The 23657-nt window shown below is 70.2% G+C and carries 27 protein-coding genes; 15 read left to right on the forward strand and 12 right to left on the reverse strand.

The features are described 5' to 3' along the window. The first annotated feature begins 177 nt into the window (after positions 1–177). The 3 genes from ACFQVD_RS40725 to ACFQVD_RS40735 all read left to right on the forward strand — a co-directional run bounded on the left by ACFQVD_RS40725 (position 178) and on the right by ACFQVD_RS40735 (position 3928). On the forward strand, positions 178–1368 hold the full coding sequence (locus tag ACFQVD_RS40725; protein WP_343963029.1) for an RNA ligase RtcB family protein: 1191 nt from the start codon (positions 178–180) through the stop codon (positions 1366–1368). Then, complete coding sequence (gene prfH, locus ACFQVD_RS40730; protein WP_343963028.1) at positions 1365–2024, forward strand: peptide chain release factor H; 660 nt, start codon at positions 1365–1367, stop codon at positions 2022–2024. The genes ACFQVD_RS40725 and prfH overlap by 4 nt, the downstream gene beginning before the upstream one ends. 419 nt (positions 2025–2443) lie before the next feature. Beyond that, a complete protein-coding gene (locus ACFQVD_RS40735; RefSeq protein WP_343963026.1) occupies positions 2444–3928 on the forward strand; it encodes an MDR family MFS transporter in 1485 nt (494 codons plus the stop codon). Between the two features lie 179 nt (positions 3929–4107). Here the strand turns inward: ACFQVD_RS40735 and ACFQVD_RS40740 are convergent, their stop codons facing one another. Continuing rightward, positions 4108–4713, reverse strand: a complete 606-nt coding sequence (locus ACFQVD_RS40740) for a DUF1707 SHOCT-like domain-containing protein (protein WP_343963025.1) — start codon at positions 4711–4713, stop codon at positions 4108–4110. A gap of 169 nt (positions 4714–4882) precedes the next feature. Beyond that, a complete protein-coding gene (locus tag ACFQVD_RS40745) occupies positions 4883–5251 on the reverse strand; it encodes a hypothetical protein (RefSeq protein WP_343963023.1) in 369 nt (122 codons plus the stop codon). A gap of 27 nt (positions 5252–5278) precedes the next feature. Here ACFQVD_RS40745 and ACFQVD_RS40750 point away from each other — a divergent pair, with 27 nt between their 5' ends. Both ACFQVD_RS40750 and ACFQVD_RS40755 read left to right on the forward strand, forming a co-directional pair. Next, positions 5279–5530, forward strand: a complete 252-nt coding sequence (locus ACFQVD_RS40750; protein ID WP_343963022.1) for a hypothetical protein — start codon at positions 5279–5281, stop codon at positions 5528–5530. A gap of 213 nt (positions 5531–5743) precedes the next feature. Continuing rightward, the gene (locus tag ACFQVD_RS40755; RefSeq protein WP_343963021.1) at positions 5744–6646 is read left to right on the forward strand and encodes an NAD-dependent epimerase/dehydratase family protein; all 903 of its coding nucleotides are present in this window, start codon (positions 5744–5746) and stop codon (positions 6644–6646) included. Between the two features lie 5 nt (positions 6647–6651). On the opposite strand, the gene ACFQVD_RS40760 is transcribed toward ACFQVD_RS40755, so the two are convergent. Continuing rightward, a complete protein-coding gene (locus tag ACFQVD_RS40760) occupies positions 6652–7122 on the reverse strand; it encodes a GNAT family N-acetyltransferase (protein ID WP_343963020.1) in 471 nt (156 codons plus the stop codon). Positions 7123–7258: 136 nt separating this feature from the next. On the opposite strand from ACFQVD_RS40760, the gene ACFQVD_RS40765 reads away from it, so the two are divergent. The 5 genes from ACFQVD_RS40765 to ACFQVD_RS40785 all read left to right on the forward strand — a co-directional run bounded on the left by ACFQVD_RS40765 (position 7259) and on the right by ACFQVD_RS40785 (position 10598). Then, positions 7259–8419, forward strand: coding sequence for a sensor histidine kinase (locus ACFQVD_RS40765; protein WP_343963019.1), 1161 nt, complete (start codon positions 7259–7261; stop codon positions 8417–8419). Next, the gene (locus ACFQVD_RS40770) at positions 8416–9057 is read left to right on the forward strand and encodes a response regulator transcription factor (protein ID WP_343963018.1); all 642 of its coding nucleotides are present in this window, start codon (positions 8416–8418) and stop codon (positions 9055–9057) included. Before ACFQVD_RS40765 ends, ACFQVD_RS40770 begins: the two co-directional genes overlap by 4 nt. Before the next feature lie 69 nt (positions 9058–9126). Further along, on the forward strand, positions 9127–9507 hold the full coding sequence (locus ACFQVD_RS40775; protein ID WP_343963017.1) for a type II toxin-antitoxin system RelE/ParE family toxin: 381 nt from the start codon (positions 9127–9129) through the stop codon (positions 9505–9507). After that, a complete protein-coding gene (locus tag ACFQVD_RS40780) occupies positions 9504–9836 on the forward strand; it encodes a helix-turn-helix domain-containing protein (RefSeq protein ID WP_343963016.1) in 333 nt (110 codons plus the stop codon). The genes ACFQVD_RS40775 and ACFQVD_RS40780 overlap by 4 nt, the downstream gene beginning before the upstream one ends. 27 nt (positions 9837–9863) lie before the next feature. Continuing rightward, positions 9864–10598, forward strand: a complete 735-nt coding sequence (locus ACFQVD_RS40785; protein WP_343963015.1) for a hypothetical protein — start codon at positions 9864–9866, stop codon at positions 10596–10598. Positions 10599–10606: 8 nt separating this feature from the next. On the opposite strand, the gene ACFQVD_RS40790 is transcribed toward ACFQVD_RS40785, so the two are convergent. Both ACFQVD_RS40790 and ACFQVD_RS40795 read right to left on the reverse strand, forming a co-directional pair. Further along, on the reverse strand, positions 10607–10840 hold the full coding sequence (locus ACFQVD_RS40790; RefSeq protein ID WP_343963013.1) for a hypothetical protein: 234 nt from the start codon (positions 10838–10840) through the stop codon (positions 10607–10609). Between the two features lie 155 nt (positions 10841–10995). Continuing rightward, positions 10996–11499: a DinB family protein gene (locus ACFQVD_RS40795; RefSeq protein ID WP_343963012.1), complete on the reverse strand. Its 504-nt coding sequence runs from the start codon at positions 11497–11499 to the stop codon at positions 10996–10998. 418 nt (positions 11500–11917) lie between these two features. Here ACFQVD_RS40795 and ACFQVD_RS40800 point away from each other — a divergent pair, with 418 nt between their 5' ends. Together ACFQVD_RS40800 and ACFQVD_RS40805 are read left to right on the forward strand one after the other, a co-directional pair. Further along, on the forward strand, positions 11918–12457 hold the full coding sequence (locus ACFQVD_RS40800; RefSeq protein ID WP_343963011.1) for a sigma-70 family RNA polymerase sigma factor: 540 nt from the start codon (positions 11918–11920) through the stop codon (positions 12455–12457). Then, entirely contained in the window at positions 12454–13575 is a 1122-nt protein-coding gene (locus ACFQVD_RS40805) for a hypothetical protein (protein ID WP_343963010.1), read from the forward strand. Before ACFQVD_RS40800 ends, ACFQVD_RS40805 begins: the two co-directional genes overlap by 4 nt. A 50-nt stretch (positions 13576–13625) precedes the next feature. Here ACFQVD_RS40805 and ACFQVD_RS40810 read toward each other — a convergent pair whose 3' ends face one another. From ACFQVD_RS40810 to ACFQVD_RS40830, 5 genes are read right to left on the reverse strand one after another with little or no spacing between them, the layout of a single operon-like run. Further along, the gene (locus ACFQVD_RS40810) at positions 13626–14402 is read right to left on the reverse strand and encodes an ABC transporter ATP-binding protein (protein WP_343963009.1); all 777 of its coding nucleotides are present in this window, start codon (positions 14400–14402) and stop codon (positions 13626–13628) included. Next, complete coding sequence (locus ACFQVD_RS40815) at positions 14387–15418, reverse strand: FecCD family ABC transporter permease (RefSeq protein WP_343963008.1); 1032 nt, start codon at positions 15416–15418, stop codon at positions 14387–14389. Before ACFQVD_RS40815 ends, ACFQVD_RS40810 begins: the two co-directional genes overlap by 16 nt. Then, entirely contained in the window at positions 15415–16404 is a 990-nt protein-coding gene (locus ACFQVD_RS40820; protein WP_343963007.1) for a FecCD family ABC transporter permease, read from the reverse strand. The genes ACFQVD_RS40815 and ACFQVD_RS40820 overlap by 4 nt, the downstream gene beginning before the upstream one ends. Beyond that, a complete protein-coding gene (locus ACFQVD_RS40825; protein WP_343963006.1) occupies positions 16394–17209 on the reverse strand; it encodes a siderophore-interacting protein in 816 nt (271 codons plus the stop codon). The genes ACFQVD_RS40820 and ACFQVD_RS40825 overlap by 11 nt, the downstream gene beginning before the upstream one ends. After that, positions 17206–18207, reverse strand: a complete 1002-nt coding sequence (locus tag ACFQVD_RS40830) for an ABC transporter substrate-binding protein (RefSeq protein WP_343963005.1) — start codon at positions 18205–18207, stop codon at positions 17206–17208. The genes ACFQVD_RS40825 and ACFQVD_RS40830 overlap by 4 nt, the downstream gene beginning before the upstream one ends. Positions 18208–18325: 118 nt before the next feature. Between ACFQVD_RS40830 and ACFQVD_RS40835 the strand changes: the two genes are divergently transcribed. Then, a complete protein-coding gene (locus tag ACFQVD_RS40835) occupies positions 18326–19147 on the forward strand; it encodes an AraC family transcriptional regulator (protein ID WP_343963004.1) in 822 nt (273 codons plus the stop codon). A gap of 46 nt (positions 19148–19193) precedes the next feature. On the opposite strand, the gene erm is transcribed toward ACFQVD_RS40835, so the two are convergent. Further along, positions 19194–19886, reverse strand: coding sequence for an ErmE/ErmH/ErmO/ErmR family 23S rRNA (adenine(2058)-N(6))-methyltransferase (gene erm, locus ACFQVD_RS40840; protein WP_386274444.1), 693 nt, complete (start codon positions 19884–19886; stop codon positions 19194–19196). 515 nt (positions 19887–20401) lie between these two features. Between erm and ACFQVD_RS40845 the strand changes: the two genes are divergently transcribed. Next, complete coding sequence (locus tag ACFQVD_RS40845) at positions 20402–21214, forward strand: aldo/keto reductase (RefSeq protein ID WP_343963002.1); 813 nt, start codon at positions 20402–20404, stop codon at positions 21212–21214. A gap of 126 nt (positions 21215–21340) precedes the next feature. Here ACFQVD_RS40845 and ACFQVD_RS40850 read toward each other — a convergent pair whose 3' ends face one another. Beyond that, on the reverse strand, positions 21341–22642 hold the full coding sequence (locus ACFQVD_RS40850; protein WP_343963001.1) for a GH1 family beta-glucosidase: 1302 nt from the start codon (positions 22640–22642) through the stop codon (positions 21341–21343). Between the two features lie 69 nt (positions 22643–22711). On the opposite strand from ACFQVD_RS40850, the gene ACFQVD_RS40855 reads away from it, so the two are divergent. Then, positions 22712–23368: a TetR/AcrR family transcriptional regulator gene (locus tag ACFQVD_RS40855; protein WP_343963000.1), complete on the forward strand. Its 657-nt coding sequence runs from the start codon at positions 22712–22714 to the stop codon at positions 23366–23368. Positions 23369–23657: the final 289 nt, after the last annotated feature.

The following is a 23657-nucleotide window of genomic DNA, read 5'->3' on the forward strand; positions in this document are numbered from 1 at the left end:
GGTGAGTGTAGGCGTACAGCCCGGTACGGCCGAAAATCGCTTGCCTCGCGTGGTGGGCTCGGGGAACGTGGTGTCCATGACGCTCTGACGGACAGCACCCCGCCACTCCGAGATGCCACGGCGCCGACGCGCCCCGCAACGCTGTCACCCCATACCCCTTTTAGGGAAGAGAGCCTTTTGTCTCAGCAACACTCCCGGCAGGAGTCCCCGCCGCCGTCCACCACGGCCACGGGTCCGGCCACCGTCACCGTGTTCGCCTCCCCCGCGAGCTGGATCGAGTCCGACGCCCTCGCGCAGTGCCACCAGGTGGCCGCCCTCGACGGTATGGTGCACGTCGCCGCCATGCCGGACCTGCACCCCGGCAAGGGCGCCCCGATCGGTGCCGCCATGGCGTCGACCGTGCTGTACCCGTTCCTGGTGGGCTCCGACATCGGTTGCGGCATCGCCGTGTTCCCCATGAAGCTCAAGCGCGCCGTACCCGAGAAGCTCGCCGCCCGCTTCCCCGACCTCGATCGCGCGCTGGATCCCGAGCAGGATGCCGACGACCCGGCCTGGGCCGTGGTGAAGGGCGACATCCCCGCCGGTCACGTCGAGGGCCTCGGGACGGTCGGCCGGGGCAATCATTTCGTCGAGCTGGCGCGGATCGGGACCGTCTTCGATCCGGGCCACGCGAGCCGTCTCGGACTCGCCGACGGCGACCTGGTTCTCATCGTCCACAGTGGTTCCCGGGGGCTGGGCGAACGGATCCTGCGGGCGCACACCGCGGCCTGCGGCGCGGGCCCCGCCCCCGACCCCGGCGCCTACCTGGCGATGCACGACGACGCCGTACGCTGGGGATCGCTCAACCGGCGGTTGATGGCCGCCCGGGTCGCCCATGCCCTGGGGGCCGAGCCCGCCGAGCCGCTCGTCGACCAGTGCCACAACCTGGTCGAGGTGCGCGACGGGGTCTACCTGCACCGCAAGGGGGCGGCGCCGGGTGACGGCCGCGACGTGCTCATCGCCGGTACGCGAGGCACCCCCTCCTACCTCGTGGCCGCCCACGCCGGGCCGGACGCCGGCCATTCCGTCGCGCACGGCGCGGGCCGCAAGATGTCGCGTGCGGACGCCCTGCGCCGGGGCCGGGCCAAGCACACGGTCGAGGAGCTGCGCCGCACACCGGTGGGGTCGCTGGTGGTGTGCGGAGACCGCCAACTGCTCTTCGAGGAGGCGCCGACGGCCTACAAGCGCATCGAGCAGGTGATCGCCGACCTCGTCGACCATGACCTGGCCACGCCCGTGGCCACCACGGTCCCTCTGGTCACCTACAAGACGCCCGATCTCGGGTCCACGCCCCGGCGGGACCGGCGCCGCGAGCGAGGCGCGCGGTGAGCGTCCACCTGCTCCTGTCGGCCGGGCGTGGCCCGCAGGAGTGCGCCTGGGCGCTGGCCCGGCTGCTGCGCCGCCTGGAAGCCGACGCCACCCGGCAGGACCTGGAGACCCATCGGGCCCAGACCGTTCCCGGTGACCGGCCCGGCACCTACCGATCGGTCCTGATCCGGATATCGGGAGCCGGTGCCGAGGCGTTCGCCGCCTCGTGGACCGGAACCCTGTGCTGGCAGGCCCCCAGCCCCTACCGGGCCGGCACAGGCCGGAAGAACTGGTACGTCATCGCCCAACCGTGCCAGGTCGACATTCCGCGCACGACGTTCGCGGAGGCGGACGTCGACATCGTCGCCTGCCGCACCGGCGGCCCCGGCGGTCAACATCGGAACAAGGCCAGCACGGCGGTACGGGCGACGCACCGGCCCTCGGGGATCGTCGTCGTGGTCGACACCGAGCGGCGGTTCAGCCTCAACCGCCGCATCGCCATGCGGTTGCTGCGACAGCGCATCGAGGACGGCGACGAGACGGCAGGGCGCGCCGTCACCACCGCCCGCCGCCGCGTCCACGACGAGCTCGTACGCGGCAACCCCACCCGCATCGAACGCCCGGAGACGCCGAAGCAGGACCTGGCTTCACAGGAGCAGACGCGCCGGCGACCGTGACGGTCCACCCGGCCGTGCCCTACCGAGGAGGACGAACGGTTCCGGTCGCCCCTCGGGCACACGCCGGTACCCGTGAGGAGGCCGTCGGCCTGGCCGGTCGATGGCCGTTCCCCACTACAGAGGATCATCAGGTTGTTCGACCGCGGGTGCGGGCGACGGCCCTTCCCGGTTCGTGGTGCCTGCCACTGGGGTGGCCCAGTCCTCTGAGGTGTTCGCCCAGGTCATGGAGCGATACGAGGGCTCCTTCCGGCGATCTGGAGGTCGTCGTCCGCCGGTGAAAATCGGGTGACATCTCGCATCGCCTGCCGCAATGCTGGGGACGGGCGATGAGTTTTGTCGGTGGCGTCCGTCAGTCTTTGCATAACCACGACTTCTCGCGAGACCCAAGGCCGGGGCGCCGGCCCAGCCATGACCGCGTCGTGTCCGACAACCCCGATCGAGGTGCCGTGCTCAGCCCACAGCTCGACTCACCAGCCAAGCCCGCGACCGCCGTCTCAGGTCGCACCCCGGCCGTGATCCGGCTGCTGGTGCTCGCCACGTTCGTGGTCATCCTCAACGAGACGATCATGATCAACGCGATCCCGCGGCTGATGGAGGCGCTGCACATCACCGAGCAGACCGCACAGTGGCTCTCGACCGCCTTCATGCTGACCATGGCCGCCGTCATCCCGATCACCGGATGGTTCCTGCAGCGGGTGTCCACCCGCAGCGCGTACACCACCGCGATGGGCCTGTTCCTGCTCGGCACGGCGTTGGCCGCCGTCGCGCCGTCGTTCGAGGTGCTGCTGGGCGCCCGCATCATCCAGGCGTCCGGGACGGCTGTGATGATGCCGCTGCTGATGACCACGCTGATGCAGGTGGTGCCCGAGACGGACCGGGGCCGGGTGATGGGCAACGTCTCCCTGGCCATCTCGGTCGCGCCCGCCATGGGCCCGACGGTCTCGGGGGTGATCCTCCAGTTCGGGTCCTGGCGGCTGCTGTTCGCCGTGGTGCTCCCCATCGCCGCCGTGATCACATGGCGCGGCCTGAAGCAGCTCAAGAACGTCGGAGAGCCCCGGTTCAGCACCATCGACTGGTTGAGCGTGGTGACCGCCGCCGTCGGCTTCGGCGGTCTGGTCTACGGGCTCAGCTGGTTCGAGGGTGGTGACGTCCGCGTCGCCGTCGCGATCGTGGCGGTCGGCCTGGTGGCCATCGCCGTCTTCGTCGTCCGCCAGCTGGCGCTGCAGAAGCGCGGCGTACCGCTGCTGGACCTGCGTACCCTGCGCCACCGCACCTATACGGTCGCGCTGATCCTGATGTCGGTGGCCTTCATGGCGATGCTCGGCTCGATGATCCTGCTGCCGCTGTACCTGCAGAACGTCCGCGAGCTCAGCCCCCTGCAGACCGGACTCCTCGTGATGCCGGGCAGCCTCGCGATGGGGCTGCTCGGTCCGACCGTCGGCCGCCTGTTCGACCGGTTCGGTGGCCGGGTTCTGGTCATCCCCGGCGCGATCGGGATCACGCTCGCGCTCACCGGCTTCACCCAGGTCACGATGACCATGCCGTTCTGGCAGCTTCTCGGTCTGCACGCGCTGCTGATGGTGAGCCTGGCCGCGACCTTCACCCCGGTGTTCACCCTCGGGCTCGGAGCGGTCCCACCGCCGCTCTACTCCCACGCCAGCTCGATCCTGAGCACGCTGCAACAGGTCTCCGCGGCCGTCGGCACCGCGCTCGTGATCACCGTGATGAGCGCGCGAGCCGAGGCGCTGAGATCCGCGGGAGCCACGGAGGTGCTCGCCAACCTGGACGGCATGCGGCTGGCCTTCGTCATCGGCGCGGTGCTGTCCGTGGTCGTGGTCGTCACCGCCTTGCTCCTACCGGCCCGAGCGGACAGCGCCGACGAGTTCGAGGAGGCCGACCGATGAAACCGGCGTGACGGCGGTGAAGTGGGGCACCGTGGTCTCTCTCCGCCTGATGCCCGTGGACGCCGGTAGACGATCTCGGACTGGCCGCGAACGCCGGTGTCGGCAAATGTGCCGGACGATCGCGGTGCCCCAGGACGTGATCACGTCCTGGCGCCTTCGGAGCGCCCCGGGCGTGTCGCTCAGCGCTCGCGCCGGCGTCGGGTCTTACCGCCCACTCCGCCGAACAACGCCAGGCCCCTCACCACGACCACCGGCGCCGACGGGTCGACGTCCGAGCTGCCGTGCACGTCGAAACCGCCGAAGATGCCGACGCCATGGCAGCGCACCTCCGTCCCCTCGGGCACGATGATCTCGGCCCCACCGAAGATCGCGTTAACCGTGATCTCGACCTCTTTCGCCTCGAACTCTGCGTCGGTCAGGTCGAACCGCAGGCCGCCGAAGACGGCCAGCGCTCTGGTCCGCCGCCGCACCCGCCAGCGGCCCTTGCGCTCGGAACCGCCGAAGATGGCGATGATGTTCTCGGGTTCGGAGTTCGCCCCCGGCAGGTAGGACACCGGGTTCGCGGCCGGACGCTGCCGCTCGACCTGCAGGTCATTGGTGAGGACTTCGAGCTCTCCCACGGTCTTGGCCTGGTAGAGCCTGTCCAGGCGCTCGGAGTACTCCTCGTGGCTCAGCTGGCCGGTGCTCAGGGCTTCACCGAGCAGGGTGCTGACCTGCTCCCTGTTACTGTCCGAGGCGCGCAGGTGCGACATCTGGGAGTCCCTACGCTGAGGGGGATTTTCCATGCTGGTCACGATAGTTCTCATTCATCCTGCCAGGGAACTCACCAAGGGGGTCGGTCACGTTCAGCTCACCCCGCCTCGGTGATGACGGGTTCCTCACGTCGTGTCCAACCTGTACGGCTCCATCTACCGCGGCGGCGAAACGAACCGGTCGAGTCAGCGACCGGATCGGCTACAGCCGTGCCAACCAGTCGGCGATGACGACGAAGTCGGTGTGCGTGAGGCCACGGCGAGGATCAATGCGATGAAGGAGCGCCTGCCCGTGATGGTGTGCGGACACCCAGGCACGATCGGGGTCGGTGATCTCGTCGTCGACCCAGACGAAGGAGCGTCCGGCCGCCCAGTCGACCAGGCCGCGGGTCTTCCAGTGCAGCGGGCCCTTCTCCTCCGAGTCCGGCCAGTCCACTACCGGTAACTCGGGCAGCCCGAGCAACGGGCCGATCACCTCGTTCGCGTCGGCCATCCATGTCGTCGCCCACACGAGGTCGCACGACAACGCCGACAACCGCGGCCCGTGCCGGGGGTCGATCCTGGACAGCAACGGGTTCGCCCCGATCGGCAGCGGAACATGTTCGGCCGCGGCTACCTGATCGTCGTCGCCGCCGAGGCGATCCTGCTCTTCGGCAGACTCCGGGTGCTCGCCGCCTGGGAACGTCCTGAGCAGACCAACGTGGCCTGGGTGGCGTTCGTGGTCGGGGTGCACTTCGTCGCGTTGGCGCCTGTGTGGAAGGACTGGAGCATCGCCGTAGCCGGTGTGGTTCTCACCCTGCTCGGCACCGCCACCTTCGGCTGGCGCACCATGACGGCTCGGACGGCCTAGCCAGGCCGCCTGCCGCGGGAGGGTACGGGCGAATGTCGGGTTTGACCGCCCACGCGGATGAGCTGGAGCGACGCACCGGCTTGCGTTGACGTCAACGTCAAGGTCTAGCTTCGCGTATGGCGGTTCTCAGCCGCTCGGTGTGCCCGGGATGCGGCGGTAGCCTGCCCGATCCTGGGATTCGCCGGGTTTCACCTTCTGACGTGAGAGGTCTGTGTGGAAGTTTTCATTGTCGGTGCCAGCGGATATGTCGGCGGTGCGATCGCTGACAAGCTCATCGAGCAGGAACATCAGGTTGTCGGGCTCGCCAGATCGGCTGAAGCGGCGGAAGCCCTTCGCCGGAAGGGCGTGAAAGCGCATCGAGGTGAGGTCGGGGACCTCTCGCAGTGGGTCGACAGGGCCGGAGAGGCCGATGCGGTGGTCTTCGCCTGGCTGGCACCCGATTCCGATGCGTTCCGGGACATGGACATCGCTGCCGTTCGGGCGGTGCTTGCCCGGCTGACCGGCAGCGGAAAGGCGTTCATCTATGTGACGGGCTCACTGGGTACGGGTGATACCGGTCCGGATGTCGAGGTCGACGTCGACACACCTGACAACCCCCCGGCTTTTCTTCGCTGGCGTTCCGACCTCGAAGCCGAGATCCGCCGCTCCTCCCACAGCGGTGTCCGGTCGGTGGTCGTGCGTGCCCCCATGGTGTACGGGCGTACCGACGGCTTCATCGCGGGATCTCTTCTCGCCGAGGTCAAAACCTCCGGGCGGACGCACTACGTCGGTGCCGGCGACAACCTGCTGGCCTTCGTACATGTCGAGGACCTGGCGACGTTGTGTGCCCGCGCGTTGCAGGCAGCGCCGGCCGGCGCCCTGTATCTGGCGGCCAACGGTGAATCCTTGTCCTTCAGGGACTTCGCCATGCGGGCGAGTTCCGCACTTGGCGCCGGCGGCGCCGTCGCCTCACTGCCCCTGCAGACCGCCCTCGCCGTCATGGGGCCGTTCGCAGAGGCCCTGACGTACTCCCAGCGCTTGTCCAGCGCTGCCGCCGAACAAGGACTCGGCTGGAGGCCGACCATGCACGGTGTCGACGCGGAACTTCGTTCACTCGGGGCGGCGATGCGGAGCTGACTCCCTCACCTGTGCTGTAGCCAGGTGTAGTCGACCGGCTGGGCGGTGTTCCACTCCGCGGCCAGGTGGGCGTCGACCGGCAGGTAACCGGCTCCCCGGTAGCAGCGCAGCGCTCGGTCGTTGTCCGGGTGCACGCGCATGAAGACGTTCGCGCGGCCCGCCTCCCAGGCCAGCGCGGTCAGCCCGCGCACCAGTTCCCGCCCGATTCCCCTGCCGCGGGCGGCCGGGGCCACGATGAGGTGGGCCAGTTCGACCTCGTCCTCCTCGGCGTCGAGCCACAGTTCCCCGTAGCCGAGCGGGTCGCTGCCCTCGACGAGCAGGTGGGTCCGTACGTCCTCCCCCCGCTGCCAGTCGGCGACGACCCGCGCCGGCAGCGGGAACTCCTGCCGTCCGCACCACATCGCGACCTCCCGCGACGAGGTGGGCCAGCTCGCGACCGTGGCCGCGTGCGTCATCGCGAAGGGCTGTAGATCCATATCCGCCTCATCCATTCCGTACGCCCGGGTCGCCGCCCCCTTAGGCATGTGCCGGGGAACGGCGCGTCGCTGCGCGGGTGAATGTCAATCCTTCGAGTGACGCGGGCGCTCCTCGGCTGCCCGCACAATTCTGGGCATGACTTCGAGCGACCTGCTACTGGAAAGAAAGATCGGCCCGGTCTCCGTCCTCGATGCGGCCGTCGCGATCGGTCTCGCGCTCTGGGCCGTCGGGTCGGCCTGGAACGGTTACGACGTGCCGGTGCCGTTCCTGCTGCTGGCGACCCTGCCGCTGGCCTTCCGCCGGGTGAACCCGCCCGCGGCGCTGGTCGCGACGGCTGTCGGCGGTGTCGGGCTGCTCCTCAGCGGGATCCATCCCCTGTCCAACCTCGCGATCGCCACGTCCGCCGCCCTCGCCCTCTACACCCTGTTCAGGCCGCTGCCGCGGGCGCAGGCCTGGGGGGTGACCGGGACTATCCTGGCCGGGCTGTTCATACTGGGCATGCTGCTGCTCTGGAGAGGCAGATTCGAACTCGCCCTTACCGCGGTGCCCATGATCGCGTTCTGTGTCGGCGGTGTCGCGCTCCTGGCCGACCTCGCCCGCGCCCGTGGCGAGGTCAAGGAGGTCCGCCAGGAGAGCATGGAGCAGATGATCGCCGCGCAGCGCGAGCAGGCCGCCATGGCCGAGCGGGCCAGGATCGCGCGGGAGATGCACGACATCGTGGCGCACTCCATCTCCAGGATCGCGGTGGAGGCCGAGACCGCCCCGTACACGATCAAGGATCTCGGCGAGCCGGCGCGCGAGGGCTTCGAGCAGATCGCGACCACCGCCCGCGAGACGCTGGTGGAGATGCGGCGGCTGCTCGGCGTGCTGCGCACCGACGGCGGGGCGGGCGGCACCTCGCCGCAACCGGGCCTGGCACGCGTACCCGAACTGCTGGAAGAGCACCGCAAGGCAGGGGGGACGGTCGATCTCGATGTCATCGGCGATGCCGTCCCGCTGCCCACGGCCGTCGACCTGTCGGCGTACCGAATCCTGCAGGAGGCGCTGACCAACGCCCGCTCCCACGCGCCGGACGCGAACGTGCGCATCGAGCTCGCCTACCTGCAGGACACGCTGGCCATCAGGGTGAGCGACGACGGCCCCGGACCTTCCCCGAACGCGGGCGGCCACGGCCTGATCGGGATGCGGGAACGGGTGGTCATGCTGGGCGGCTGGCTCAACACCGGTACGGCGCCCGAGGGGGGTTTCCTCATCGAGGCGGGCCTTCCGCTGACGCAGGTGGAGGCGGCGGCGTGATCAGTGTCCTGGTCGCCGACGACCAGAGGAGCGTCAGGCACGGTTTCGCCGCGGTGCTGAACGCCCAGCCGGACGTGACCGTCGTGGGCACCGCCGCCGACGGGGCCGAGGCGGTACGGCTGGCCAGGGAGTTCCGGCCCGACGTGGCGCTGATGGACATCAGGATGCCGGAGCTGAACGGCATCGAGGCGGTCCGCCGGATCGTCGCCGACCTGCCCACCCGCGCCCTCATGATCACCACTTTCGACCTGGACGACTACGTGTACGACGCGCTCTCCGCGGGGGCGAGCGGGTTCCTGCTCAAGGATGTCAGGGCGATGGATCTGGTGGAGTCGGTCCGGGTGATCGCGCGGGGCGACGCGTTGCTCGCTCCCCAGGTGACCAGGCGGCTGATCGCCGAGTTCGCCCGGCAGCGATCCCGCTCGCACCCTCCCGCCGACCTCACCCCCCGCGAGCTGGAGGTGCTGCGGCTGATCGCGAGAGGTCTGTCCAACGCCGAGATCGCCGGGGAGCTGGTCGTCACCGAGCACACCGTCAAGACGCACGTCGCCCGGCTGCTGGCCAAACTCGGCCTGCGCGACCGCGCCCAGGCCATCGTCTACGCCTACGAGTCGGGACTCGTCGTGCCCCACGCCTGAAGCGGTGGAACCGCTGTCGGGGTGCTCTGTTCGGCGAACATGAAGTATAGGAATCGCTATCCTTCTGACGTGGATGGTCACTGGCAGGTCTATCACGTCAATGAGGTTCGGGACTGGATCAACGGTCTGCGCCTGACGGATCCGGAGACCTTCGAACTCATCGATGACGCGATCTATGCGTTGAGCCGTACAGGCCCTGCTCTCAAACGACCGCTGGTCGGTAAGATCGAATCCTCTCGGGTGCCCAACATGAAAGAACTGCGTCCCGGTTCCTCGGGGCGCAGCGAGGTTCGTATCCTTTTTGTGTTCGACCCCTGGCGATCGGTCATCCTGCTCGTAGCCGGTGATAAGGCTGGAAACTGGCGAAGGTGGTATCGCACGGCGATCCCGCTAGCGGAAGATCGTTACGAGATCTACGTGAAGGAACGCGCGGAAGAGGACAGGCCATGAGCAGTTACAGCAGGTGGGATCCGGATGCCTACGTGGAACGTGTCGGAGGGGCCGAAGAGGCCGAACGCAGGCATCGTGCTGTCACCGCCCGTGTCGACGCCTACCAACTTGCGGAGATCCGTAAGCAGACTGGTCTCACGCAGGCCCAGCTCGCTGAGCGGATGGGGGTGACCAAGGGCCGGGTCTCCCAGATCGAGCAGGGCAAGGTCTTCACTGTCGAGGCCATTGCCCGTTATGTCGAGGCGCTGGGCGGACGTCTCGATCTGGTGGCCGACTTCGGAGACCACACCTACAAGGTCGGTGGCGCCGAACAGCTCAAGGCGAGCTGATCGCACCGCTCACCTGGAGGTGTCGTCATGGTCGATCGTTCCGCCGGTGGGCGGGCGGGGCTCGCCCGGGGCTGGCGAACGCGGGACGGGCGGACGCTGGTCGCCGGGCCGGTGGAGCCGTGGGGTGCCGGTCCACCCGGCCTCCGCGAGGTCTTCGGCGGTGAGCCCGTCGACCCGGGCGGCGGGGGAGTGCGCACCTACTACGCGCTGGACTCCTCGGGAGCGGTGCACCGGGTGTACGACACCCGGATGTTCTCGCTGGAGGACGAGCTGTACGTGACGGTGTACCGGGTCGAGGGGGACGCGCTGTACGCCCACCACTCCGTCTACGACCATCGGCACGCCGAGGCGCGGCACGAACGGTCGCTCGAATGCGCGGAACTGGTCCCGCTGGCTCCGGCCCAGGTGCCGCCGTTGGAGTCGGTCCTGGCCGCGGTCGCCGAACTGGCCGACAGGGAACGGGCCGAGGCCGCGGTCCGCGAGGGCGGGCTCGACGCGGTACGCGCCGCCTTCGCCTCGGCGCTGCCGGAGCACCCGGGGGACGGTGTGCTCCGGCTGGAGCTGACCCTGGAGGGGGAGCGGCCGGTCGTACGGCTGAGCGGCGGGCGCGTCCTGTGGCGGGCCACCACGACGGACCTCACCCACAGGGAGCTGCTGGCCCTGCTGCGGGGCGTCCTTCCCGCCGGATACGGTAACCGTCCGGTCGAACTCGTACCGTCGCCGGCCATCGTCGACCACGACCTCTGGGATCCCTGGAACTGACGGGGAACTCAGGCGGTCGGCACCACCATGGGGGTGCCGGTGACCGGGTCGGGCACGACGACGCAGGGCAGGTCGAAGACCTCTTCGATGAGTTCGGCGTCGACGATGTCGGCGGGGGCTCCCTCCGCGACGACGCGACCGGCCTTCATCGCCACCAGGTGGTCGGCGAACCGGTGCCGTAGGCCGCCGATGGTGGAGAAGAACGCCCGCAACCCGGCGGCGGTGGCCGCACGTCCCGTCATCGGCCCGGCATCGCCGAACACCGGCGTGGCGTCCCCGGCCGGCGACCGCACGAAGCCAGGAGGGGTACATGGCCGGAACCGGTCGGCGTGGTTGGCGGGACAAGGTGAAGCTGGCGGAGGAGTCGGCCTACGCCTGAAGCGGCAGGGGCGCCGCCCTACTCGCCGGTGACGCCGTCGATTCGCTCGCGCAGCAGGTCGGCGTGGCCGTTGTGCCGGGCGTACTCCTCGATCATGTGGACCAGGATCCAGCGGTGGGAGCAGTCCTCTCCGTGGCGTTTCCGCTTTCCGATGGCGTCCAGCGATACCTCGGCCGAGAGCTTGCGGGCGTGCTCGATCTCGGCCCGCCAGGTGGCGAAGGCCTCCTCAGCGGAGGCGGTGTCCACGTCGTTGAGGTCGGCGTCGGGGTCGTCGGTCTTGTAGAGGAGGGGGACGTCCTCGTCGTTCAGCACGTGACGGAACCAGACGCGCTCCACGTGTGCCATGTGGCGGACCAGGCCGAGCAGCGACAGGGGCGAGGGCGGCGCGGAGCGTTCACGGAGCTGCTCATGGGAGAGCCCCGCGCACTTGACGGCCAGGGTCTCGCGGTGCCAGTCGAGGAAGTTGTTCAGCATGGCGCGCTCGTCGCCGATGAAGGGAGGGTCAACGCGGTTGTCGATCATGATCCACGATTCTCTCACCGGAGAGTAGCGTCCGGCCATGGCCGATGATCCGCTGGAGTCGCTGCGCCGGCTCTGCTTCGCTCTCCCCGAGACCGCCGAACGACTCAGCCACGGCGAGCCGGCCTGGTTCGTCGGCGGCATCCCCTGACCGGACCCCGACCGCGGCGATGACCCGCACCGCTCACACCGCCCTGCCCGATCAATGCCTTGAAACCGCGCTGTCCGCCATGGCCTGCACCATCGCAGGGTGAAAGCAGGTGGATCACCCCTCGCCGACAGCCGTAAGAGTTCGGTGATCAGGAAGCCGCCGAAGAGCTCGGGGCAGGCATCTCCGGGGCGCGGGATCGAGGGGGTGACGAACGACGAACTGAGCGGTCCCGGGAAGCAGCGGATCGGGAAGGGCAAGCGTTCCTAGAGTATGAACGCTGAGATATCGCGGCTGGCGAAATGGGCGTCCCGGGCGCGGGGCCTGCCCGCGGTCCCGGCTGAGGCGCTGCTGACGGCCCTCTACCGCAGCCACAGGCTCGACCTGATACGGCTCGCGGTACTCCTTGTCGGCGATCGGGAGACAGCCGAGGACATCGTTCAGGACGTGTTCGCCCGGTTGCACGGCCGCCGGCCTGAGACTCTCACGCTCGCCTACGTCAGAACATGTGTGCTCAACGGCTCCAGATCGGTGCTCAGACGACGGATGGTGGAGTCGCGCTGGACGGAGAGGGGCAAGGAGGCGCTCGACTCGTCGGAGACGGCCGTGCTGCTCGGGGAGTCGCGCCGGGAGGTGCTGGACGCGCTGGGCAGGCTGCCGAAGCGGCAGCGAGAGGCTCTGGTGCTCCGCTACTACCTGGACCTGTCCGAGTCGGAGACGGCCCGGACCATGCGCGTCAGGGCGAGTACCGTCCGGTCCACGACCGTCAGGGCACTGGCAAGACTCCACCGCGAGCTGGGAGGCAACGCATGAGCAGGATCATCGAGGACCGGCTGCGCGACGCGATGGCCGCCAGGGCATGGACCGTGCGGGACGATGGTCCACCCCCGCCTCTCCCCGGACCGCGCCGCCCCTTGTGGGGGAGGTGGACGTTGCCGCTCGCGGTCGCGGTGGCGACCGTTGCCGTAGTGGCCGGAATCGGGGTGACCTTACGGGGCGGGGAGAGCGGACGGCCGCCGGTGCTCGCGCCCGCGATCGCCCCCGCGCCGCCGTTCTATGTCGCGGCCGTGGTGACCTCCTCCACGGTCGAGACCAAGAACGCGACGCACACCAGCTCGACCCGAGGCCCGCTGGGCGTCTACGACAGCAGGACCGGTGAACGTACGGCGTGGTTGCCCGCGCTTGCCCACAGCCAGGTCGCCGGACTCGGTGACGGCCGTACCTTCTTCATGGCCGGGAGAGAGCGGGAGGGTGCCCCGCTGCGGTTCTATCGGATCACCCTGACATCGGACGGCGAGATCGGTGAGCGGGTCGCGCTGTCGCTCCCCGCCGATCTGCGAACCGAGACGCTTGATGTGCTGGCCGCCTCACCGGACGGGCGAAAGCTGGCGTACAGCGTCAGCAGGCCGGGGACCGACCGGATGCGCGAGGTGCGAGTGGCGGATGTCGTGACCGGCGAGGTGCGTCGCTGGCGTACGGCCAAATCCGGCTCCATCTACCGGATGGCCTGGGTGGGAGGCGCCCGCACACTGGTGTTCTCCTGGCAGGACAACGATCGGCCGTTCGGCCAGGAGGCGATGCTGCTCGACACCTCCGTCGCGGGCCGCGACCTGTTGTCCGCCAAGCCGGTCGACGGCGACACGACCTTCTTCGCTGCCAGGCCCGGCGGATCGAGCTTCGTCACCCAGGAAGGGGGGAGAAATGTGAGGGCTCCCTCCCTGGTCGAATTCTCAGTGACCACCGGTAGGCGAGTGCGCGCGTGGGTTCCCCAGGAGTGGTTCAAACCGGTGGCGTTCGACGCGTCGGGGCGGGTGCTGCTCGGTATCGTCCGAGGTGGGGCTCCTGCCCGGCTGGACGGTCAGCGGGTGACCCGGATCAAGACGCCCGAACTGCCGCAAGGGCAGGACGTAAGCCTGGAAACCACCTGGTAGGGGCATGGCGATGCGCGGTCCCCGTGTTCGGGCCGCCTGGCGGGTGAAGGTCAGGCGGTCGGCACCACCATGGGGGTGCCGGTGACCGGGTCGGGCACGACGACGCAGGGCAGGTCGAAGACCTCTTCGATGAGCTCGGCGTCGACGATGTCGGCGGGGGCTCCCTCCGCGACGACGCGACCGGCCTTCATCGCCACCACGTGGTCGGCGAACCGGCAGGCCTGGTTGACGTCGTGCAGCACCGCGATGATCGTGCGCCCCTCGTCGCGCAGCCGCGCGAACAGCTTGAGCAGCTGGTACTGGTGGGCGATGTCGAGGAACGTGGTGGGCTCGTCGAGCAGCAGGTAGGGCGTCTCCTGGGCCAGCACCATCGCGACCCAGACGCGCTGGCGCTGGCCTCCGGACAGCTCCTCGACGCCCCGCTCGGCCAGTTCCGCGACGCCGGCCGCGGCCATGGCCTGCTGTACGGCCCGCTCGTCCTCGGCCGACCAGGTGGACAGCATCGACTGGTGCGGGTAGCGGCCCCGGGCGACGAGCCGTCGCACGATGATGTTCTCCGGGGCGACCAGGCCCTGGGGCAGGAACCCGACCTGTCTGGCGATGGCCTTGGGCCGGTAGCCGTTCACATCGCGGCCGTCGAAGCCGACCGTACCGGCCGAGGGCTTGAGCAGCCGGACGAAGGAACGCAGCAGCGTCGACTTCCCGCAGGCGTTGGCGCCGACGATGGCGGTGAACGCGCCGTCGGGCACGTCGAGGTTCACGTGCGCCGACACCACCCGCTCGCCGTAGCCGAGGGTGATGTCCTGGGCGGTCAGGCGCGCTGCCACGGTCGCCTCACTTCCTTGAAGAGCAGCCAGATGAGATAGCACCCGCCGATCGCGGTCGTCACGACACCGACCGGCAGCGCGACCGGCGCCAGCAGCAGTTGCGCGATGAGATCGGCGGCCAGTAGCAGCACCGCGCCGGTCAGCGCCGCGGGCACCAGGGGCACCCCGGCCGCGCCGGCGAGGCGGCGGCCGATCTGGGGGGCGGCGAGCGCGATGAACACGATCGGCCCGGCGACCGCCGTCACGGTGGCGGTGCAGCCGACGCCGACCAGCACGATCAGCAGCCGGAGGCGGCCCAGGCCCACACCCGAGGTGACGGCGAGCTCGTCGCCGAGCGCGGCCTGGTGCATCGCCTGCGACAGCGTGACGAGCAGCAGCGTGAGCACGCCGATGACCAGGAACGGCAGGCGCACCTCGTCCCAGTCGACGCCGTTCAGCGAACCCGCGCTCCACCCGGTCGCGGCGAGCGCGACGTCGAGCTCGGCACGGAGCACGATCCAGGAGTTGACCGCGGTCAGGATGGCGTTCATCGCGATCCCGATGACGACCAGCCGCAGGCCGCTGAGCCCCGCGTCCAGCGACAGCAGGTAGATGGCCGCCGCGGTCAGCAGGCCGCCCAGCACCGAACTCGTGGCGAGCTGCGCGGAGGTTCCGCTCAGCACCGTGATCGCGGCCAGCGCGCCGGTGTAGGCGCCCGCGTCCAGGCCGATGACGTCCGGGCTGCCGAGCGGGTTGCGGGTGAGGTTCTGGAAGATCGCCCCGGCCAGCCCCAGGGCGGCGCCGAAGACGAGCGCGGCGGCCACCCGGGGCAGCCGCCACTCCCGGATCACCAGGGCCGAGTCCCCGTGACCGGCGAGCGCCGCGAACACCTCCGGGGGCGCGGCCCAGGAAGGGCCGTGGCTGAGGCCGAGGAAGGCCAGGGCCAGCGCGACGCCGGCGAGCGCGAGCGACATCAGGAGCGTCCGGCGTTCGATCCTGACCGAGTGGGAGCCCGCGCGCAGCACGACGGCGTTCACAGCGACGCCGCCCCGTAGCGCCGTACGACCCAGATGAGCACCGGGCCGCCGAGGAAGGCGGTGACGACGGCCACCGGGACCTCGCCCGTCGGCAGCAGCACGCGCGATCCGATGTCGGAGATCAGCAGCAGGATCGGGCCGAGCACCATCGTGTAGGCCATCAGCCACGGAATCGAGCCGGCGGCCGGCCGGCGGGCCAGGTGCGGAATCATGAGCCCCACGAAGGTGATCGGTCCGGCCACGGCCGTGGCGGCGCCGGCGAGCAGGGTGACGAGTACGAGGACGGCGAGTTTGGTCCGTGCGGTGTGACCGCCGAGCGTATGGGCGACCTGCTCGCCCAGGACCATGGCGTTCAGCGGCCTGGCCACCGCCATGGCACAGACCAGGGCGATGCCGATCGCCAGCAGCGGGACGGTGTGCGACATCTGCTCGCGGCCGGCCAGCGCTCCGACGGACCAGAAGCGGAACCGGTCGAAGACGTCGGGAAGCATCAGGCGCATGCCGAGCGAGAGGCCCGCGAGCACCGAGCTGAGGGCGACGCCGGCCAGCACGAGCCGGAGCGGGGAGGTCCTGCCGACGGAGTAGACCAGGAGCACCGCGAGCACGGAGCCGGCGAACGCGAGCGTCAACTGCGCGGACTGCGACCCCGCGACGCCGAGCACACCGCCCAGGTTGATGGCGAAACCGGCACCGGCGGTCACCCCGAGGATGCCGGGTTCGGCCAGCGGGTTGCGGGTCAGCGTCTGGATCAGCGCGCCCGAGGCGCCCAGGGCGGCACCGACGAGGATGCCGAGGATCGTGCGCGGCACCCGGACATCGCGGATGATCAGATGATCGTCGGTGCCGGCGTAGTCGGCGAAGGCACGCCAGATCTCGGCCGGTGCGATCGCGCGCGTTCCGACGCTCACGCCGGCCACCGCCACCACGGCGAGCAGTGCGAGGGCCGCGAGGAGGAGTGCGGCCCTCGCCGGTGGATCAGTCCTCAAGCCCGGCAACTCCGCGCTTCCAGTATCCGGTGAACAGTGAGTCCAGCCGTCCCGCGCTCCACGAGCGCAGTGGCTTGATGTCACCCGCCTCCCCGGCCGCGAACAGGAAGGTCCGCTCCTCGGGCAGGGCCAGGGAGCGCACCGTCTCCGCGAGCGAGGAGCGGTCGCCCTCACGGGCCAGCCAGACGACCTCCACCCCGTCGCGTGCCGCGAGCGGGTAGGCGTGCTCGGCGGCGTCGTCGGTCTCGATCACCACCTGGGCCGAGACGTCGGCCGGGGACTCCTCCAGCCAGCGCGCGACCGCGGGCAGCGCGGTGGCGTCGACCGCGAAGACGTAGTGGCCGTAGTTGTGCGGGAACGCCTTGGCCCCCGGCGGACCGGCGATCGTGAGCTCCTCGCCCACCTCGGCGGCGACCGCCCACGCCGACGCGACCCCGCCCTCGTGGAGCACGAAGTCCAGGTCGAGCTCGCCGGCCTCGGCGTCGTACCGCCGCACCGTGTACTTGCGCGTCGTGGGCGACGGCGTCGGCCAGTCGAGCTCCAGGTGGTCGTTGGCGACCGGGTCGCGGCGGGTGCCGTCCGGATCAGGGAAGACGATCTTGATGTGGTCGTCCGCCTGGTAGCTGTGGAATCCTTCGAGCCCGGGGCCGCCGACGGTCAGCCGGAGCAGGCGCGGGGTCACGTACCGGCGCGCGAGCACCGAGACGGTGCGGACCCCGATCGGGTAGCCGATCCGCGCGGTGCCGGTTCCGGACCGGTGGTGGGCGGCGACGCGACCCCTCGGGTCGCTACGGTCGACGCTCATCGGCCGAGCAGCGGCGCGAGCGCCTCATCGATGGCGTCCAGCGTCTTGATGGCCGAGCCGTACGTCGCCGCCTCGGTGTAGCGCAGCGGGAAGACCTTGCCGGCCTTGACCGCGGGCAGGTTCTTCCACAGCTTGGAGTCGAGGACGTACTGCACCGGCTCGCTTACCGAGCCGTCGCTCTCCAGCGTGTAGGTGACGGCGTCGGCCTCGGCGAAACCGTCCGGCAGTTCCTCGATCGAGGGGTACTCGGTGACGTCGAGCGCGCCGCCGCCCTTCTCCTTGACCTCGCCGTAGTAGGTCACACCGATGTCGGAGGCGATGTTGGTGCCCCACGACCCGGCGAACTCGCGGTGGAACGTTCCCTTGGCGATGTCGCCGTAGGCGCCGACGTGGCCGAACTTCACGCCGTCCAGCGCGCCCTCGTACTTCTCGGCGAGCTCGGCGGCCTTCTTCTCGTACGCCGCCTTGGCGGTCTCGAAGTCGCCGAGGCGGCCCGCGGCGTCGGACTGGCGCCGGGACAGCTCGCGCCAGGCGGAGGGGACGGTCGGGCCGATGACGACGACCGGGGCGATGGACTCCAGCCGCTTCATGTCGATGTCGCCGAGGGCCGGCTTGGGGACGCCGATGACGATCAGGTCGGGCTTGGCCTTGGCGACGGCCTCGTAGTTGGTCTCGGCGGCCGTCTCTCCGGCGATCTTCTCAAGGCCGTTGTACGTCGCGAGGTCCTCCTCGGTCATCATCGCCAGACCGCGTCTCCAGCCGGAGATGCCGACCAGGGGGGCGTCGGCCTCGATGAGCGCCGGCACCGCGTAACCGGTCGCGACGACGCGCTTGGGGGCGGCGGGGATCGTGATCTCGCCGTTGTCGGCGCTGAAGACGCGGGTCTCGGGTGCCGCGGCGGTGGACTCCTCGCCGGAATCGGTGGAACCGCAGCCGGCGACCAGGGCGAGGGTGAGGGCCAGAGCGCCGGCCAGGCGCCGGGGCTGTCGGGAGGACATGGGCGTGTTCCTTCAGTGTGCTTCAGAACGGGCGAACAACCCGACCTCATGGTCAGGCGGTACTTAGGTTAGCCTTACCAATACTTTTTCGATGTCGTCGGGAGGCCATCCAATGTCGATGGGAAGTCACTCTGCGACCGGTGCCGGCCACTTCGGGACCGATCCGCTCTGGTGCGAGGAGTACGGCTACGGCCTGGGCACGCTCACCGGTGTCCTCGTGCTCAGGTACCGTTCGGCGGCCGTGCTCGAATTCGGCCAGAGCAGGCAGGACTTCCTGCACCAGCTCTACTGGTCACCCGACGGCATGCTCTCGACCCGGTACGGTGCCGACACGCAGTTCGTGGGCGCGCGGGAGGCGTTCTGGGCCCACCGCGCGGTGAGCCACGAGGTGCGGGCGGCGGACCGGCAGACCGTGTACCGGATCTGCCTGCGCCAGGTGCCCGAGATGCTCGGCGGGCTGCGCGCCGGCGCGGTGTCCATCGACGACGAGGCGGCCCGGCTCGTCCAGGCGATCGCCCGCCCGGGGTACGACGAGCAGGCGGCACTCGTCGCCCGCGAGCGCATCATGGCCGGGCTCGGCGCGTCGACCCGTGACTTCGTCGGCCACCACGCCACCGGTACCGGATTCGCGATGACCGTCGCCCGCGCGCTGTCACACGACCCGGGCGACCCCGTCCGCCTTGAGGAGTGGGCCGAACGGCTGCACGTCAGCGTCAAGACGCTGCAACGCGACTTCGTGCGCGAGTTCGGCATGCCCTACTCGCAGTGGCGAACCAAGTTGCGCCTGCGTGCCTCGCGGGTGCTGCTGGAGGGCCGGCCGGTGGCCGAGGTGGCCCGCCGCGTCGGGTACGCGACCCCCTCGGCCTTCATCACGGCCTTCGCCAGGGAGTACGGATGCACGCCCGGCCGCTATGCCCTGCACGAGGCCGACTCGGCCTGATCGAAGGGACCGCGCACCGCCCGGGATCGGGCGGTGCGCGGGGGTGTCAGCGGAGCAGCTCGAAGAGGGTCAGCCACCGGTCGGGGTGGACGAAGGCCACCACCGTGTCGCGGTCCACCCGCGCCTCCGCGAACGCGGCGTCGACCCGGTGGGCCGCGTACCGCATCCGCAGCGAGGCGTGCAGCGAACCGCCAAGGCCGGTGAAGCCGTACTCGACGAACTCGCGCCAGGCCGCGTCCCGCCCCGCGGGCAGCAGCCGGACACCGCGCGGCTCGATCCGCAGGATCGCCGAGTCGACGGCGGGCACCGGCCGGAAGCTCATCCGGCCGACGCGGCCGGCCAGCTCCCAGGAGTGACCCGGCCAGCTCAGCACGGTCAGCCTGCTCCAGCGGCCGAAGTCGCCGGACCGCTTGCGCGCGTACTCCAGCTGGGTGAGCAGGGTCGCCGAGGTGAGCCCGGGGGCGCGCAGGCACCAGTCGACGATCCTGGAGGTGATCGAGTACGGGATGTTCCCGGCGACCGCGAACGGCTCGCGCGGAGCCCGCGCGGTCAGGAAGTCACCCCTGATCACCTCGATTCCGTCGTCGCCGCGGGTGCGGGCGGCGAGCCTGCCCGCATGCCGCGGGTCGATCTCGTACGCCACGACCCTCGCGCAGCTTTCGGCGAGGGCGAGGGTGAGAGCACCGGTGCCCGCGCCCGGCTCCAGAAGCAGCCCGTGTGATCCGGCCGCGGCGGCCATCCGCCGGACGGCGTGCGGATCGACGAGGAAGTTCTGCGAGAGGGTGCGTCTGGCCCGGTCGCGTTCGCCGCGACCGTTGCCGTTCCTTACCTTTCCCTGGGTGTGTGAATGGTTTCCGTGCGCGAAGGAGTGCGCCACAGCCGTCGCCCTTTCGGGTCCGAGGTGAAAAAGGTCTCGGAAAAGCCCTGGGCGCGCATCGGGGACGCGTGCGGAACGGAGTGCCGACGCGTCCCTAGCGGGCCAGAGCCCGGCTGCCGCGAGGACGGATCACGTAGCCGACCAGAAGGTTGGCGAAGTAGGTGCACATGGTGCTGGACGCTACGGCTCGTCTCGTCACCTCGCAACGGGTTTTCCGCTCCGCCCCAGGTCAGAGGGGCCGGGTACGGATACGTTCTGGCGGTCGCCCCGGCGGTGTGCTCGAATGACAGGCGTTTGCCCATGAGGCATCCGTGTTCGGCGCGTGCCGCCGACGGCCGCCCCGGGTCGTCGGCGGCCGCTCAAGGAGAGAAGTACTGATGATCACTTTGAACAACGGGGTCTCCATGCCCCGGCTCGGTTTCGGCGTGTACCAGGTGCCCCCGGAGCAGACCGCCGAGGTGGTGACCGAGGCGCTGGAGGCGGGATACCGGAGTATCGACACCGCGAAGCTGTACCGGAACGAGCGGGGAGTGGGCGAGGCGCTGGCCGCCTCAGGTCTGCCGCGTGACGAGGTCTTCGTCACCACCAAGCTGTGGAACGACGGCCAGGGCTACGACTCCACCCTCGCCGCCTTCGACGCGAGCATGGAGAGGCTGGGCCTGGACCGGCTCGACCTTTATCTCATCCACTGGCCCACCCCGGCCAGGGACCTGTACGTCGAGACCTGGAAGGCACTGGAGAAGCTGTACGCCGACGGCCGCGTCCGCGCCATCGGGGTGTCCAACTTCCAGCCCGCCCATCTGAGCCGCCTCATCGAGGAGTGCGGCGTCGTCCCGGCGGTCAACCAGGTCGAGTTGCACCCGGCCCTGCAGCAGGCCGAGTTGCGCGGGTTCCACGCCGAGCACGGCATCGTCACCGAGGCGTGGAGCCCGCTGGCGCAGGGGGCCGTGCTCGACGACCCGGTGATCGTCGCCCTCGCCGGGAAGTACGACAAGACCCCGGCCCAGGTCGTGCTCCGCTGGCACCTCGACCTGGGGAACGTCGTCATCCCCAAGTCGGTGACGCCTTCGCGGATCAGGGAGAACCTCGACGTCTTCGACTTCGCCCTCACGGCCGAGGACATCGCCGAGATCGCCAAGCTGGACGCCGGCACCCGCATCGGCCCCGACCCGGACGCTTTCAACCGCTGAGTGCGGTGTCCGTGCCGTGACGGTGAGGTTCACCGCCACGGCACGGGCCGGCGCCGGGGGCGCGATGCCGGCTCCCGGTGTACGCGGACGTCCGAGCACGCGGCGCCGGGTGTGAAAGACGTGACGTCAGCCCTGTGAGATCCGCCGGCGCAGCCATTCGTAGGAGGCCTTGGGGGTGCGCTTCCCGGTGGGGAAGTCGACGTGGACGAGTCCGAAGCGCTGGCTGTAGCCCTCGGCCCACTCGAAGTTGTCCAGCAGGGACCAGACGTAGTAGCCGCGCACGTCCACCCCCTCCGCCCGAGCCCGCTCGACGGCTTCGATGTGGCCGTCGAGGAAGTCGATCCTGGCCTGGTCGTCGACCGTCCCGTCGGGGGCCGGTTCGTCGGGCTGGGAGCAGCCGTTCTCGGTGACGTAGACCGGTGGGAGGGCGTCGCCGTACCGGGCGCGGAGGCCGACCAGCAGCTCGCGCAGGCCGTCGGGGACGACGGGCCAGCCGAAGGCGGTGGTGGGGTAGCCGGTGACACCCGCGTCCTCGAAGGGGAGGCCCTCACCGGTGGGCGCGGCGATCCGGGTGGGGTTGTAGTAGTTGATACCGATGCCGTCGAGGGGCGCGCCGATCAGATCCAGGTCGCCGTCTCGGACACAGTCCAGGCTCACCCCGTACGCCGACAGGTCGGGATAGGAGCCGAGCAGCACCGGGTCGTTGAACAGGCGGTTGTGCAGGATGTCGTAGGCGTCGGCGGCGGCCAGGTCGGCGGGGTCGGCGGAGGCGGGCCAGACCGGGGTGCAGTTGTTGGTGATCAGGACCTGCTCCGCGCCGCGCGCCCGCAGCTCCCGCACCGCCAGGCCGTGCCCGAGCAGCTGGTGGTGGGCGGCGGGTAGCGCGTCCAGGACCAGGGTCCTGCCGGGAGCGTGGGCGCCCAGCGCGTAGCCGAAGACCATGTGGACGAAGGGCTCGTTCAGAGTGATCCACATCGGGATCCGGTCGGCGAGCCGGTCGGCCACCGCCGCGGCGTACTCGGCGAAGCGGTAGGCGGTGTCGCGGTTCAGCCAGCCGCCCTCGTCCTCCAGGGGCTGCGGCAGATCCCAGTGGAACAGCGTGGCCGCCGGGACGATGTCCCGCTCGCGGAGCGCGTCGGTCAGCCGGTCGTAGAAGTCCAGGCCGGCCTGGTTGATCGCGCCCTTGCCGTCCGGCTGGACGCGCGGCCAGGCGATGGAGAAGCGGTAGGAGTTCACCCCGAGGCCGGACATCAGCTCGACGTCCTCTTCCCAGCGGTGGTAGTGGTCGCAGGCCACGTCGCCGGTGTCGCCGCCGCGGACGCGGCCGGGCTCGTGGGCGAAGGTGTCCCAGATCGAGGCGCCACGCCCGTCCTCGGCGACGGCGCCCTCGATCTGGTAGGACGCGGTCGCCGTACCCCACAGGAACATTCCGGCCTCCAAATGTATGAGTCTGGCTCATGTTAACCCTCGGGCCTGCCCGTGGGGGATGATGGAGAGATGACGAACGTCTCCGGGGGAACGCTTCGCCGCCGCCCTGCCCAGCGCCGCAGCCTGGAACGGGTCGAGCGCATGCTGGACGAGTGCGCGCGGCTGCTGGACGAGGTCGGCTACGAGGCGCTGACCACCAAGGAGGTCGCGCGCCGCGCGGAGGTGCCGATCGGTACCTTCTACCAGTTCTTCCCCGACAAGCAGGGGCTGGTACGGGCGCTGGCGCTGCGCAACCTGGAGGCGTTCCTCGGCCGGATCACGGCCAGGCTCGCGGAGGTGCGGCTCTCCGACTGGACGGAGATGGTCGACCTCGCGATCGACGAGTTCGTCGCGATGAAGCGGGCCACGCCGGGATTCGCCGTCGTCGACTTCGGGGAGGTGCTCGCCGCACCCGGCGGGCCCGTGGTCAAGGGGACCGAACGGATGCTCGACGCCGCGCTGGAGAACAACGTCATCGTGGCCGACCGGCTCCGTACGATCACCGTCGAGCTGCTCGGCGCCCCGATCGGCCCCGAGCTGGACCGGGCGCTCTTCGTCGCGGTCGAGGCCGCCGACGCGGTGCTCAAGCTCGCCTTCCGCTCCCTGCCCGACGGGGACCCCGAGCTGATCGCCGAGTGCAAGCACCTGGTCCGCCGCTACCTGTCGGCGCACCTGTCGCAGGGATGACCCCGGGCGCCCGCCCGCGTTGGTGCAGGGGCCGGTCATGAGCGTGTTGTGCGCCCACAGGGTCAGATCGGGCTCCGAGCACAGGTGGTCGAGCATGTCGTCCTCGACCAGGACGTGACCTGAGTCGGGCGGCCGCGTCCCGCACCTGGGTGTAGAGCGAGGGCGCGGGCGTGCTCCAGACCCACTGTGGCCCGATCGGGTTTCGGCGACATCTGGTCGCGTCGCCTCTGGGACCGGATCGGCCGCTGTGCCGACGCGACGGCTCTGACCTGGATGGATGAGATCCGGT

Origin of the sequence: Streptosporangium amethystogenes subsp. fukuiense (assembly GCF_042665875.1) — a bacterium.
In the GTDB taxonomy this organism is placed as follows: domain Bacteria; phylum Actinomycetota; class Actinomycetes; order Streptosporangiales; family Streptosporangiaceae; genus Streptosporangium; species Streptosporangium fukuiense.